The following is a 14,245-nucleotide window of genomic DNA, read 5'->3' as shown; positions in this document are numbered from 1 at the left end:
GCCGAACGCAGCCTCGCAGGCTCGGCAGCTGCTACGAGAACCGGACGCCGCCTTCGCCAGTAAATCCTGCTTCCACGGTTTGTCTGGAATACCGCAGAGTCTGGCTTCACGACTGCTGCGCAGCCGAACGCAGCCTCGCAGGCTCGGCAGCTGCTACGAGAACCGGACGCCGCCTTCGCCAGCTGCTACAACCAATCACACCCGATCCGAAATAACCCTCAACTCTCGCTGAGCCCATCTCGAAACCGGATCGCCAGTCCTTTCAGATTCTGTCGCCAGCTTTCCAGCTCTTCGCGACTCAACTCCGGCTCCACTTCCTCATCGAGATTGACCGCAACGATCAACGGCTGAGTGACGTCGCCCTTCGCCTTACGCGGCGCTCGTGGTGGCTGGAACAGCGCAGCATGGGCCGCCAGCAGCTTCGCCAGCCAGGTTTCGCGGTTCTGTGCCAGCTCTACCAGTTCAGCCAGCTCGGGGATTGCCAGGGTTTCAAGCACTTCGCGAGTCAGCAACATCTCTGCCCGTGGCGCATTGGCCTGGGGCAAACGGTAGAAGCCGGCGATCTCATGGCACAGCCCGAGCACCGCGCCGTACAGATGAAACAGCACCGTTTCCCGCCCTGCCTGAACCAGCGCCTGGGAGTTGATCGCCCGCCCCTCTTCAGCCTTGGCCAACGCTTCGAGCGCAAGACCGGCAAAGTAAATTTTCTGGTTGGTACGGGTATAGAGTTCGTGGGCCATGACGGCAGTCTCCACAACGAATAAAAAGCTGCATGCTGGCCGGACAGTGTCGTGGTCACTGCGGCCTACTGCAAGCGCAAAAAACAAAAGGCCGCGTGATAACCCGAGGGTTTTCACGCGGCCTGTGCTGCGCCCTTGTAGGAGCGAGCTTGCTCGCGATGGACTCAAGGGCGGCGCGTTTATTCAGAAAGCACGCGTTATCGTTAACGACCATCGCTTGTCAGTGAGCGCGACTCTTGGCCTGGTTACATTTGTGGCGAGGGGGCTTGCCCCCGCTCGGGTGCGCAGCAGCCGCAAAACCGGTGAATGCGGTGTGCCTGACAAAATGGGATTGCAGGTTTTAGGGCCGCTGCGCGACCCAACGGGGGCAAGCCCCCTCGCCACAACAAGCCCCCTCGCCACAGGCAAGCCCCTCGCCACAACAAGCTCCCTCGCCACAGGTTTCTTGTTCAGTCTCTGACGATCAGCGCTTGTCTTCGACGGTCCACTTGCCGCCGTCGTAGTACGCGCGCCAGCCGGTAGGCTTGCCTTCGACTTCGGTCTGGACGTACTGCTCCTTGGTCTTGCGGCTGTAGCGGATAACCGCGGGACGGCCGTCCGGATCTTTCTTCGGCGCTTCACACAGGAAGTGATACTTCGGATCGATCTCGTCCTTGTGCGGCACGATCTCCATCACCAGCGGCGCACGGGTCTCGCGGTTTTTCGGGAACTGGCTGGCGGCCAGGAACAATCCGGAAGCACCGTCACGCAGGATGTAGGTGTCGTTGACTTTCTCGCACTTGAGTTCCGGCATTTTCACCGGATCCATCTTCGGCGGCGCCGCGTCCCCGCTTTTCAGCAGTTTGCGGGTGTTCTTGCATTCCGCATTGGTGCAACCGAAGAACTTGCCGAAACGGCCGGTCTTGAGCTGCATCTCGCTGCCGCACTTGTCGCATTCCAGGCTCGGACCTTCGTAGCCCTTGATCCGGTACGTGCCCTCTTCGACTTCGAAACCGAGGCAATCCGGGTTGTTACCGCAAATGTGCAACTTGCGTTTCTCGTCCAGCAGGTAGGCGTCCATCGCCGTGCTGCAGATCGGGCAGCGATGCTTGCCACGCAATACCAGCGACTCCGACTCACCCTCGTCGTCCGCAGCGATTTCATCGCCCGGCACCAGGTTGACGGTGGCCTTGCAGCGTTCTTTGGGCGGCAGGCTGTAACCCGAGCAACCGAGGAACACGCCGGTGGAGGCCGTACGAATCTGCATCGGCCGGCCGCACAGAACACAGGGGATGTCGGTCATCACCGGTTCGTTGGCACGCATGCCGCTTTCCGCGCTTTCAGCCACTTCGAGTTTCTTCTTGAAGTCGCCGTAGAACTCGTCGAGCACGTTTTTCCAGTCGCGTTCGCCCTGGGCGACGTCATCGAGGTTCTCTTCCATGCCGGCGGTGAAGCCGTAGTCCATCAGGTTGGAGAAGCTCTCGGACAAGCGCTCGGTAACGATATCGCCCATCTTTTCCGAATAGAAACGCCGGTTGTGCAGCGCGACGTAACCACGATCCTGGATGGTCGAAATGATCGCCGCATAGGTCGAAGGACGACCGATACCACGTTTTTCCATTTCCTTGACCAGGCTGGCTTCGGAGTAACGCGCAGGCGGCTTGGTGAAGTGCTGGCTCGGGTCGAGCTTGATCAGCTTCATCGCGTCGCCCTGAGCCATGTCCGGCAACACATCGTCGTCGCCAGGCTTGGCCATTTGCGGCATGACCCGGGTGTAGCCGTCGAACTTGAGGATGCGGCCCTTGGCGCGCAGCTCGAAGGTCCCGGCGGCGACGGTGACAGTGGTCGACAGGTATTTCGCCGGCAGCATCTGGCAAGCGACGAACTGGCGCCAGATCAGCTCGTAGAGCCGCTCAGCGTCACGTTCCATGCCCACCAGCTTGCTTGGGTCGGTATTCACGTCCGAAGGTCGAATCGCTTCGTGAGCCTCTTGTGCGCCTTCCTTGCTGCTGTAGACGTTCGGCGCGGGCGGCAGGTATTTGCTGCCGAATTCGCCTTCAATATAGGTCCGCGCCATTTCCACGGCATCGGCCGACAGATTGGTCGAGTCGGTACGCATGTAGGTGATGTAGCCCGCTTCGTACAGACGCTGAGCCATCATCATGGTTTTCTTCACCCCGAAGCCCAGGCGGTTGCTACCGGCCTGCTGCAGGGTGGACGTGATGAACGGTGCCGACGGTTTGCTGCTGGTCGGTTTGTCTTCACGCTTGGCGATGGTGTAACTGGAAGCCTTGAGCTTTTCCAGGGCCGCCATGGCGTGGGTTTCATTCAGCGGCTTGAAGGCTTCGCCGTTTTCACGGGCCACTTCGAAACGCACGTTGGCGCCCTTGGCGGTACCGAGGTCGGCATGCACTTCCCAGTACTCTTCCGGGTTGAACGCGCGAATCTCACGCTCACGCTCGACCACCAGCTTCACCGCAACCGATTGCACACGGCCGGCGGACAGGCCACGGGCGATCTTCGACCACAGCAGCGGCGAAACCATGTAACCGACCACGCGGTCGAGGAAGCGACGCGCCTGTTGGGCATTGACCCGATCGATGTCCAGCTCGCCTGGCTTGGAGAAGGCTTCCTGAATCGCCTTCTTGGTGATTTCGTTGAACACCACGCGCTTGTAGCGGCTGTCGTCACCCCCGATGGCTTCGCGCAGGTGCCAGGCAATGGCTTCCCCCTCGCGATCCAAGTCGGTTGCGAGATAGATGGTGTCAGCATCCTTGGCGAGCCGGCGCAGCTCTTCGATGACCTTTTCCTTGCCCGGGAGGATCTCGTACTTGGCTTTCCAGCCTTGATCGGGATCGACACCCATGCGCGAAACCAGCTGCTTGCGCGCTTTCTCTTTCGGCGTGAGTACCGGACCTTCACCCGCGGCGGCCTTGCCACGCTTGGCGGCAGGCTCTTTGCTGGCGCTAGCCGAACCGCTGGTGGGCAGGTCTCGGATATGGCCGATACTCGACTTCACCACGTATTGGTTACCCAGATACTTGTTGATGGTCTTGGCCTTAGCCGGGGATTCCACAATGACCAGCGATTTGCCCATGGATCAGAAAATTCCTGAATTCTAGAAGTGAAAGGCGGTTAGCGCCTGACGCGGCACCGCTATATATAGTGGCAACAAGGTGAGGTCAAGCGCAGGGTTCTGCGCGCACTCCCCTTATGGCTGCGGAAAAACGCTCGGTTCGGCTTGCACCAAAGCAAAGCGTGGCACCTGTTCGCCGTCAACTTCGACCGACTCCAGGAACATGCTCAAGGGACGCACCCAAAAGCCGTAATCGCCATACAGCGCTTGGTAGAACACCACTTCTTCTTCGGTTTCGGAATGCCGCGCGACACTGAAAACGCGGTATTGCGGCCCCTTGTAATGCTGATAGAGCCCGGGTTCGACTTTCATGTGCTGGCCCTCCTGTAAACCTGTCAAAAAATAAAAACAAAATAATTCCGGAAAAACAAAAACCGGGGCACATGGCCCCGGCTTCCATCAACGAAACGTTTAAACGCGTTCGAAGACGGTGGCAATGCCCTGGCCGAGGCCAATGCACATGGTAGCTACCCCAAAGGTGCCGCCATTTTGCTTCATCACATTGAGCAAGGTGCCGGAGATACGCGCACCGGAACAACCAAATGGATGGCCCAGAGCGATTGCGCCGCCGTGCAGGTTAACCTTCTCGTTCATCTTGTCGAGCACTTTCAAATCTTTCAGCACTGGCAGGGCCTGTGCGGCGAAAGCTTCATTGAGCTCGAAGAAGTCGATATCGGCGATACCCAGACCGGCGCGTTTCAGTGCTTTCTGTGTCGCCGGTACTGGACCATAGCCCATAATCGCCGGGTCTACACCGGCCACGGCCATCGAGCGGATAACCGCCAGCGGCTGGATGCCCAGGTCCTGGGCACGCTGCGCCGACATCACGATCATGCACGAAGCACCGTCGGTGATCTGCGAGGAAGTACCCGCCGTTACGGTGCCGCCCTTGGGATTGAACGCAGGCTTCAAGGCCGCGAGACTTTCCAGGGTAGTTTCCGGACGGATGGTTTCGTCGTAGTCGAACAATTTCAGGAAACCGTTCTCGTCGTAACCCTGCATCGGGATGATTTCGTCCTTGAACTTGCCTTCCAGCGTCGCCTTGTGAGCGAGTTGGTGGGAACGCACGCCAAAGGCATCCTGCGCTTCACGGGTGATGCCGTGCATCTTGCCGAGCATTTCCGCGGTCAGACCCATCATGCCCGAGGCTTTCGCCGCGTACAGCGACATGTGCGGGTTTGGATCGACACCGTGCATCATGCTCACGTGGCCCATATGCTCGACGCCGCCAACGACGAACACGTCACCGTTGCCGGTCATGATCGCTTGCGCGGCCGTGTGCAAAGCACTCATCGACGAGCCACACAGGCGGCTGACGGTCTGGCCGGCAGCGGTGTGCGGGATCTGCGTCATCAAGGACGCCATGCGGGCGATGTTCCAGCCCTGCTCCAGGGTCTGGTTGACGCAGCCCCAGATCACGTCTTCGACTTCGGCCGGATCGACCTTGACGTTGCGTTCCAGCAGTTTGCTGATCAGGTGCGCCGACATATCTTCAGCACGGGTATTGCGGTGCATGCCGCCCTTGGAGCGGCCCATCGGCGTACGACCGAAGTCGACAATCACGACGTCTCTAGGATTCAAGCTCATAAAATTTCACTCTCGCTCTAGTGTGGGCGCTTAACCGAAGAAGCTCTGGCCGTTTTCAGCCATTTCACGCAGCTTCGCGGTCGGGTGGTACAGCGCGCCCAAATCAGCGTACTGGTCAGCCAGGGCAACGAACTCGGCAACACCGATCGAATCGATGTAGCGCAGCGCACCGCCACGGAATGGAGGGAAACCAATACCGTAGACCAGACCCATGTCGGCTTCGGCAGCGGTCTCGACGATGCCGTCTTCCAGGCAACGCACGGTTTCCAGGCACAGCGGGATCATCAGCCAATTGATGATGTCGTCGTCGCTGACTTCGCGCTGCTCGTAAACGATCGGCTTGAGCACTTCCAGCACCGACGGATCGGCGACTTTCTTCTGCTTGCCGCGCTTGTCGGTCTCGTAGGCGTAGAAGCCCTTGCCATTCTTCTGGCCCAGGCGCTTGGCTTCGTAGAGCACGTCAACAGCCGAACGACGGTCGTCTTTCATGCGGTCCGGGAAGCCTTCAGCCATGACGTCACGACCGTGGTGGCCGGTGTCGATGCCGACCACGTCCATCAGGTAGGCCGGGCCCATCGGCCAGCCGAATTTTTCCATGACCTTGTCGATGCGCACGAAGTCCACACCGGCGCTGACCAGCTTGGCGAAACCGCCGAAGTACGGGAACAGCACGCGGTTGACCAGAAAGCCCGGGCAATCATTGACGACGATCGGGTTCTTGCCCATTTTCTTGGCGTAGGCAACGGTGGTGGCAACCGCCAACTCGCTGGACTTCTCGCCACGGATCACTTCCACCAGCGGCATCATGTGCACCGGGTTGAAGAAGTGCATGCCGACGAAATTTTCCGGACGCTTGAGGGCCTTGGCCAGCAAGGTGATGGAAATGGTCGAGGTGTTCGAGGCGAGGATGGTGTCCTCTTTGACATGATCTTCGACTTCAGCCAGAACCGCTTGCTTGACCTTCGGGTTCTCGACGACCGCTTCGACCACCAGGTCGACGTGGCCGAAATCACCGTAGGACAGGGTCGGACGAATGCCGTTGAGCACTTCAGCCATTTTCGCCGGGGTCATGCGACCTTTATCGACGCGGCCCACCAGCAGTTTCGCGGCTTCCGCCAGACCCTGCTCGATACCGTGCTCGTTGATGTCCTTCATCAGGATCGGCGTGCCTTTGGACGCCGACTGATAAGCGATACCGCCGCCCATGATGCCAGCGCCGAGTACGGCAGCCTGCTTCACGTCCCTGGCGATTTCGTCGTAGGCCTTGGCCTTTTTCTTCAGTTCCTGATCGTTCAGGAACAGCCCGATCAAGCTCTGCGCGGCAGACGTCTTGGCCAGTTTGACGAAACCGGCGGCTTCGATTTCCAGGGCCTTGTCACGACCGAAGTTCGCGGCTTTCTGGATGGTCTTGATTGCTTCGACCGGGGCCGGGTAGTTCGGGCCCGCTTGACCGGCGACGAAGCCTTTGGCGGTTTCGAACGACATCATCTGTTCGATGGCGTTGAGCTTGAGCTTTTCCAGCTTCGGCTGACGCTTGGCCTTGTAGTCGAACTCGCCGGAGATGGCGCCCTTGATCAGGTTCAGCGCAGCTTCCTGGAGCTTCTCTGGAGCGACCACAGCGTCGACTGCACCGACTTTCAGTGCGTCTTCGGCAGGGTTTTCCTTGCCGGCGGCAATCCACTCGATGGCGTTATCGGCCCCGATGATCCGTGGCAGGCGCACGGTACCGCCAAAGCCCGGGTAGATGCCCAGCTTGACTTCCGGCAGGCCGATTTTGGCGCTAGCGGCCATGACGCGGTAGTCCGCCGCCAGGCACATTTCCAGACCGCCGCCCAGAGCGATGCCGTTGATCGCGGCTACGGTCGGAACATTCAGGTCTTCGAAATCGCTGAAAATTCTGTTGGCTTCGAGGTTACCCGCAACAAGCTCTGCATCAGGCAGCTTGAAGCTCTCGACAAATTCGGTGATGTCGGCACCGACGATGAACACGTCCTTGCCACTGCTGACGATCACACCCTTGATCGAAGCATCTGCCTTGATGGCGTCTACGGCCTGACGCAGTTCGTTCAGGGTTAGACGGTTGAACTTGTTGACGGACTCACCCTTGAGGTCGAATTTCAATTCGACAATGCCACTTTCAAGAGCCGTAACCGTGATGGCTTTACCTTCGTAAATCATCAACTGATCTCCACGATATGGAAGCTGAACAGTACACGTCGGACGCTGACTTCTGGCTCGGCATTAACGTTACCGTCGATGCTACGCCGATCTGCCAGGCACACCCGCCAACGCGATAGTCGGGATTCTGTAGGAGCGATCTGTAATACAAACGCTCAATTCATACGCCCGTTTGATTCGGGTACGCCACCTTCACGGAATTTCAGACAATTGTCAATCGCCCAAAATGCTGGTTGAAACGCGACTTTGCAGTCACGCAAGCGTCGGGAAGAGCGTCAACATGCTCGCGCATGTTTAAACATTCATAAGGCCAATAATTAGAAAAGTCGCCCTAACCCGCATTGCCGCTGGCTTTCTCAAGCCAAGCGGGTGGGGACCGCAACAAAAACATGAGACCTTGAGCGAATGCCAAGGGTAAGATCAGCGCCACGCAACCCATGCCGTAGCGATTTACCGAATTTCCGGCCTGCCTGGCCAACTCCAGCCCGATGATCAATGTCGGGCTTTTTATTGCCTGCCAACCCCCTCGAAATCACCCCAACCTCCCCCGTAGGAGCTGCCGATAGGCTGCGATCTTTTGATCCTGGCGTCCGCAGGGAAAAATACATTGCCCTGAAAAGATCGCAGCCTGCGGCAGCTCCTACAAGGGCACGCGTACACCTCACAAACAGGCCGGCCGGTAGGCCGCCTCGCTTTTGCTTTTGCTTTTGCTTTGGCTTTTGATCTACCCGCCCCTTCGGAAGGCCGAGTGGAGGTGTTCATCAGGGGGGTGGCGCGAAGCGCCGTCAGCGAAGCTGACTACGCCGCGGCGCGGCGCCCCATGATGGACGCCGGAGCGAGGGAACGCCGAGCCTTAGCGAGGTGCCGTACGCCGGGGCGAGACCTTTTGGGTCCTTTTGGGGCGTTTGCCAAAAGGGCCTCGCCGTAAGGGCGAAACCCTAAGTGGCCGTTACCGCAGGAATGGATATGTACACCACCGACCCTCAAGAGCCAGGCCGGCTGTCAGGCCGCCTTCGCGAGCAAGCCCGCTCCCACATTGAATTGGGTACATCCGCAAGAGCCAGGCCGACTGTCAGGCCGACTGTCAGGCCGCCTTCGCGAGCAGGCTCGCCCCCACATTGGATCGGGGTACAGCCGCGAGAGCCCCGCCCCCACAGGAAAACAGGTTTCAGGCCAGCGCCTTGAGGACTGCTGCAATATCCTGCAAAACAGTCGCTTCGCCCTTTTCACCCCAATACAAGACGATCATTTGCTGGTCCGCTTCGATCTTGAACACATTGCCCGGCAACTTTTTGAATTGCTCCAGCAACGTCTCATCCTCACACACTTCCCGCCATTGATTGACCCACACGCCAGGCGCTGTCTGCCAGTAGCACCAGCACCTCGAGTTAACGCTGCGCCGGGGGCGGTGGTATTGCGCGCAAGGGCTCGGCGGCTCGGGCTCCAGCCAGTGTGGCCACTCCTGAGGCGCCAGTTGCATGGCCAGGCCGATGCGTCGCGCCTCCATGCGCAGGGCCATCCGCCCGCTCTGCTGGCGCGATGGGCGCAACCAGGCCAGAGGGCTTAGAACCACCGCAAGGATTGACACCACTATCCAGACCGTCATATGTGTACTCCCGATTCTTGATGAGCGGATTGCGCCGCACTAAAACCAATCCGCTTGAAACCAGCCATACTTACCCTTATCGCAATCCTGCGGAGTGCCTTCCATGCCCTACGAACACATCCTGGTCGCAGTCGACCTCACTGAAGAATGCGATCCCGTCATCAAGCGTGCTCGTGAACTGTCCGTCAGCAATGGCGCCAAACTCTCGCTGGTGCATATTGTCGAGCCCATGGCCATGGCTTTCGGTGGCGACGTGCCGATGGACCTTTCGCAACTGCAACAACAGCAGTTCGACCAGGCTAAAGAGCGGCTCGATCGCTTGATCCTGAAGTACCCGGAGGCCACCAAGGCCAACTGTCACCTGACCTACGGCCAGCCGCGCCAGGAGATCCATCACCTGGCCAAGGAACAGGAATGCGACCTGATCGTGGTCGGCAGCCACGGCCGGCATGGCCTGGCGCTGCTGCTCGGCTCCACGGCCAACGACGTGCTGCATGGCGCGCCTTGCGATGTGCTGGCGGTGCGCCTGATCAAAAGCTAAAAGATCGCAGCCTATCGGCAGCTCCTACGAAAAGCCCGGCGCTCATCACTGAACGCCGGGCTTTTTATTGCCACCAGATCAATCAGGCATCCAGCTCGGCCCAACGCTCGACCAGGGTCTCCAGCTCAGCCTGCAATTGCTCCAATTGAGCGATTACCGCCGCTGTTTGTGCGGCAGGACGCTGATAGAAGCCTGAATCAGCCATTTCGACCTCGACCGCGGCAATCTTCTGCTCCTTGGCTTCGATCTCGCCTGGCAAGCCTTCCAGCTCGCGCTGCAGCTTGTAGCTGAGCTTCTTCTTGGCCACTGGCGCTTCCTGGGCAGGCGCGGCAGCAACCGGGGCAACAACAGCGGAGGCCAGCTCGGCTTTGCCGGACTTGTTCTCGGTCACGCCCAGCAGGCGCGGCGAGCCGCCCTGACGAATCCAGTCCTGATAACCACCGACGTATTCACGGACCTTGCCTTCACCTTCGAAGACCAGGGTGCTGGTGACCACGTTGTCGAGGAATGCCCGGTCGTGGCTGACCATCAGCACAGTGCCTTTGAAGGTCAGCAAGACCTCTTCCAGCAGCTCGAGGGTTTCGACGTCGAGGTCGTTGGTCGGCTCATCGAGTACCAGCAGGTTGGCCGGCTTGCTGAACAGCTTGGCCAGCAACAGACGGGCACGCTCGCCACCGGACAGCGCCTTGACCGGCGTGCGGGCACGCTGCGGGCTGAACAGGAAGTCGCCGAGGTAGCTCAGGACGTGGCGGCTCTGGCCGTCGATGTCGATAAAGTCGCGACCTTCGGCGACGTTGTCGATCACGGTCTTTTCCAGATCCAGCTGATGACGCAACTGGTCGAAGTAGGCCACGTCGATCCGGGTGCCCTCTTCGATCGTCCCGCTGGTTGGCTGCAAGCCGCTGAGCATCAGCTTCAGCAAGGTGGTCTTGCCGGTGCCGTTGGCGCCGAGCAGGCCGATACGGTCGCCGCGCTGCAGGACCATGGAGAAATCCTTGATCAGGAACGGGCCGTCCGGGTGAGCGAAGCTGACGTTCTCGAGGACCATGACTTGCTTGCCGGACTTGTCGGCAGTGTCCAGCAGGATATTGGCCTTGCCGGTGCGTTCACGGCGCTCGCTACGCTCTACACGCAGGGCTTTCAAGGCGCGCACGCGGCCTTCGTTACGGGTGCGACGGGCTTTGATGCCCTGGCGAATCCACACTTCTTCCTGGGCCAGGCGCTTGTCGAACAGATTGTTGGCAGTCTCTTCGGCGGCCAGGGTGGCTTCCTTGTGCACCAGGAAGCTGGCGTAGTCGCCGTTCCAGTCGATCAGGCCGCCACGGTCCAGTTCAAGGATCCGGGTCGCCAGGTTCTGCAGGAAGGAACGGTCGTGCGTGATAAACAGCACGGCGCCCTGGAAATCCTTCAGCGCCTCTTCGAGCCAGGCGATCGCACCGATGTCCAGGTGGTTGGTCGGTTCGTCGAGCAGCAGCAGATCCGGTTCGGACACCAGCGCCTGGGCCAGCAGAACCCGACGACGCCAGCCGCCGGACAATTCGGCGAGGGTCTTGTCGGCCGGCAACTGCAGGCGGCTCAGGGTGCTGTCGACCAATTGCTGCAAGCGCCAGCCGTCACGGGCTTCGAGGTCGTGCTGGACGTGCATCAGCTTGTCCAGGTCAGCGTCGGTGACGATGTTCTGGCTCAGGTGGTGATATTGCGCGAGCAACTCGCCGACACCGTCCAGGCCTTCGGCAACCACGTCGAACACCGTCCGCTCGTCGGCCAGCGGCAATTCTTGCGGCAATTCGCCGATCTTGAGCCCTGGCGCGCGCCAGACGGAGCCCTCATCGGGCTTCTGGTCACCCTTGACCAGCTTCATCATGCTGGATTTGCCAGTGCCATTGCGGCCGATGATGCACACCCGCTCACCACGGGCGATCTGCCAGGACACCTTGTCCAACAACGGCATAGCGCCGAAAGCAAGGGACACATCGCTGAATTTGAGCAGGGTCATGAGCTTCTCCAAAAACCGGGGGCGCATTCTACCTGATTTGGGGCCTCAGAAGGCCGGCAATTTCAACTTCGCAGCACCCTGAACAACATTTACCCGGAACTTGCACCGGCAAGCTGGCAAAGCTTTCGCCGGCTACTGGCAAAAGGCTAAGCTACAGCTAATCAGTGTCGGCACCGTCGGCACTCGTCACGTTTTCTCTGCCCGGACGTATCATGCGCAGCCGCATTTTCAGCTTTTTATCCTGTTTGATTCTTTCTGCCACTGCCGTTCAATCCGTCCAGGCTGCAGACCTGTCTCAACAACGCCAGTATTACGATGAAGCCAAGCGCGCCCTGGCCAAGGGTGATTCAGGCCCGTATTTGCGTTACAGCCAGGCACTGCGCGATTACCCGCTGGAACCTTACCTGGCCTACGACGAGCTGACCTTCCGGTTGAAATCCGCCAGCAACGCCGAGATCGAGAAGTTTCTCGCCGAGCACGGTGACCTGCCGCAAGCCAACTGGATGAAACTGCGCTGGTTGCGCTGGCTGGCCGAGCGCGGCGACTGGCAACCGTTCGTCAAATACTATGATCCCAAGCTCAACTTCACCGAACTGGATTGCCTGTATGGCCAGTATCAGCTCGGCCATAACCTCAAGACCGCAGGTTACGCCAACGCCGAAAAGCTCTGGCTGACCGGCAAAACCCAACCCGAGGCCTGCGATGGGTTGTTCGCTCAGTGGGCCGCCGAAGGCCAGTTGACCGAGCAAAAACGCTGGCAACGCGCCAAGCTGGCCGCCGACGCCCGCAACTACCCGCTGGCCAACAACCTGGTCAATAGCCTGACTACCCTCGCCCCCCAGGGCCGGTTGCTGATCGACGTCGCCCAGAAACCGCAACTGCTCGACCAGCCGTCACGCTTCACCCCGGCCAATGAAGCCATGTCCGACGTGGTCGGCCTGGGCCTGCGACGCCTGGCGCGGCAGGATCCGGAAAAGGCCTTGGCGATGCTCGACGGCTATGCCAGCAGCATGCACTTCTCCCGTGACGAAAAAGTGGCAATCGCCCGGGAAATCGGTCTGACCCTGGCCCGCCGTTTCGACAGCCGCGCCCTGGATGTGATGACCAAATACGATCCGGAGCTGCGTGACAACACCGTCTCCGAGTGGCGCCTGCGCCTGTTGTTGCGCCTGGCGCGCTGGGACGACGCCTATCAACTGACCCGCCAACTGCCCCAGGACCTGGCCACCACCAACCGCTGGCGTTACTGGCAGGCCCGCAGCCTGGAGCTGGCGCAACCGCAGAATCCGCAGGCGCAGGTGCTCTATAAAGGCCTGGCCCGGGAACGGGATTTCTACGGTTTCCTGGCTGCCGACCGCACTCAGTCGCCCTACCACTTGAACAACTCGCCACTGGTGCTCAGCCAGCAGCTGATCAATAAAGTGCGCAACACCCCGGGCGTGCGTCGCGCCCTGGAATTCCATGCTCGCGGGCAAATCGTCGATGGCCGCCGCGAGTGGTATCACGTCAGCCGGCATTTCAACCGCGACGAAATGGTTGCCCAGGCCAAACTGGCCTACGACCTGCAATGGTATTTCCCGGCGATCCGTACCATCAGCCAGGCAAAATACTGGGATGACCTGGACATCCGCTTCCCGATGGCCCACCGCGAGACCCTGGTGCGCGAAGCCAGGATTCGTGGCCTGCATTCCAGCTGGGTGTTCGCCATCACCCGCCAGGAAAGCGCCTTCATGGCCGACGCCCGCTCCGGCGTCGGCGCCACCGGCCTGATGCAACTGATGCCTGGCACCGCCAGGGAAACCGCGCGCAAATTCAGCATTCCCCTGGCCTCGCCGCAGCAAGTGCTGGACCCGGATAAAAACATCCAGCTCGGCGCCGCCTACCTGAGCCAGGTCCATAGCCAGTTCAATGGCAACCGCGTACTCGCCTCCGCCGCCTACAACGCCGGCCCCAGCCGCGTACGCCAATGGCTGCGCGGAGCCGATCACCTGAGTTTCGACGTCTGGGTCGAAAGCATCCCCTTCGACGAAACCCGCCAGTACGTGCAGAACGTATTGTCCTACTCGGTGATCTACGGCCAGAAACTCAACTCCCCGCAACCGCTGGTGGACTGGCATGAGCGGTATTTCGATGATCAATGATGCCGGCTACGTAGGAGCTGCCGCAGGCTGCGATCTTTTGATCCTGCTTTGAAGCATCAACAAAAAATGCCCGTATCGAGAGATGCGGGCATTTTTGTTCAGGAAACGAAGATCAAAAGATCGCAGCCTGCGGCAGCTCCTACACAAGGGATTGCGGACAACCATGAGATTGCCGGCATACGCGGTCGGCGTAGGAGCTGCCGATAGGCTGCGATCTTTTCGGCGGGCGCCACAATCGCCAGGATCAACAGATCGCAGCCTGCGGCAGCTCCTACACAGGATTGCGGACAACCATGGGATTGCCGGCATACGCGGTCGGCGTAGGAGCTGCCGATAGGCTG

The 14,245-nt window shown here is 59.9% G+C and carries 9 protein-coding genes; 2 read left to right on the top strand and 7 right to left on the bottom strand.

Annotated features, from left to right (window positions below):
- Nucleotides 1–218: 218 nt before the first annotated feature.
- The 6 genes from F8N21_RS28635 to F8N21_RS28610 form a co-directional block, all read right to left on the bottom strand.
- Entirely contained in the window at nucleotides 219–740 is a 522-nt protein-coding gene (locus tag F8N21_RS28635) for a DUF6586 family protein (RefSeq protein ID WP_150645333.1), read from the bottom strand.
- A gap of 463 nt (nucleotides 741–1,203) precedes the next feature.
- Nucleotides 1,204–3,816 (bottom strand): type I DNA topoisomerase, encoded by a 2,613-nt coding sequence (topA, locus tag F8N21_RS28630; protein WP_150645332.1) that lies wholly within the window; start codon nucleotides 3,814–3,816, stop codon nucleotides 1,204–1,206.
- Nucleotides 3,817–3,930: 114 nt separating this feature from the next.
- A complete protein-coding gene (locus F8N21_RS28625; protein WP_150645331.1) occupies nucleotides 3,931–4,167 on the bottom strand; it encodes a DUF1653 domain-containing protein in 237 nt (78 codons plus the stop codon).
- Between the two features lie 99 nt (nucleotides 4,168–4,266).
- Nucleotides 4,267–5,442 carry an acetyl-CoA C-acyltransferase FadA gene (gene fadA, locus F8N21_RS28620; RefSeq protein WP_150645330.1) on the bottom strand — a complete coding sequence of 392 codons (1,176 nt, stop codon included), beginning with the start codon at nucleotides 5,440–5,442 and terminating at the stop codon, nucleotides 4,267–4,269.
- 30 nt (nucleotides 5,443–5,472) lie between these two features.
- Entirely contained in the window at nucleotides 5,473–7,620 is a 2,148-nt protein-coding gene (gene fadB, locus F8N21_RS28615; protein WP_150645329.1) for a fatty acid oxidation complex subunit alpha FadB, read from the bottom strand.
- Between the two features lie 1,168 nt (nucleotides 7,621–8,788).
- Nucleotides 8,789–9,226 (bottom strand): hypothetical protein, encoded by a 438-nt coding sequence (locus tag F8N21_RS28610; RefSeq protein ID WP_150645328.1) that lies wholly within the window; start codon nucleotides 9,224–9,226, stop codon nucleotides 8,789–8,791.
- Nucleotides 9,227–9,329: 103 nt separating this feature from the next.
- Here F8N21_RS28610 and F8N21_RS28605 point away from each other — a divergent pair, with 103 nt between their 5' ends.
- A complete protein-coding gene (locus F8N21_RS28605; protein WP_150645327.1) occupies nucleotides 9,330–9,767 on the top strand; it encodes a universal stress protein in 438 nt (145 codons plus the stop codon).
- 82 nt (nucleotides 9,768–9,849) lie between these two features.
- On the opposite strand, the gene F8N21_RS28600 is transcribed toward F8N21_RS28605, so the two are convergent.
- On the bottom strand, nucleotides 9,850–11,763 hold the full coding sequence (locus F8N21_RS28600; protein ID WP_150645326.1) for an ATP-binding cassette domain-containing protein: 1,914 nt from the start codon (nucleotides 11,761–11,763) through the stop codon (nucleotides 9,850–9,852).
- 212 nt (nucleotides 11,764–11,975) lie between these two features.
- Between F8N21_RS28600 and F8N21_RS28595 the strand changes: the two genes are divergently transcribed.
- A complete protein-coding gene (locus tag F8N21_RS28595; protein ID WP_150645325.1) occupies nucleotides 11,976–13,904 on the top strand; it encodes a transglycosylase SLT domain-containing protein in 1,929 nt (642 codons plus the stop codon).
- The last annotated feature ends 341 nt before the right edge of the window (nucleotides 13,905–14,245 follow it).

It is taken from the genome of Pseudomonas fluorescens (assembly GCF_902497895.1).
Classification (GTDB): Bacteria; Pseudomonadota; Gammaproteobacteria; order Pseudomonadales; family Pseudomonadaceae; genus Aquipseudomonas; species Aquipseudomonas fluorescens_BP.
Note: the sequence above shows the minus strand (reverse complement) of the source record. Positions and strands in the feature narration are given on the sequence as shown.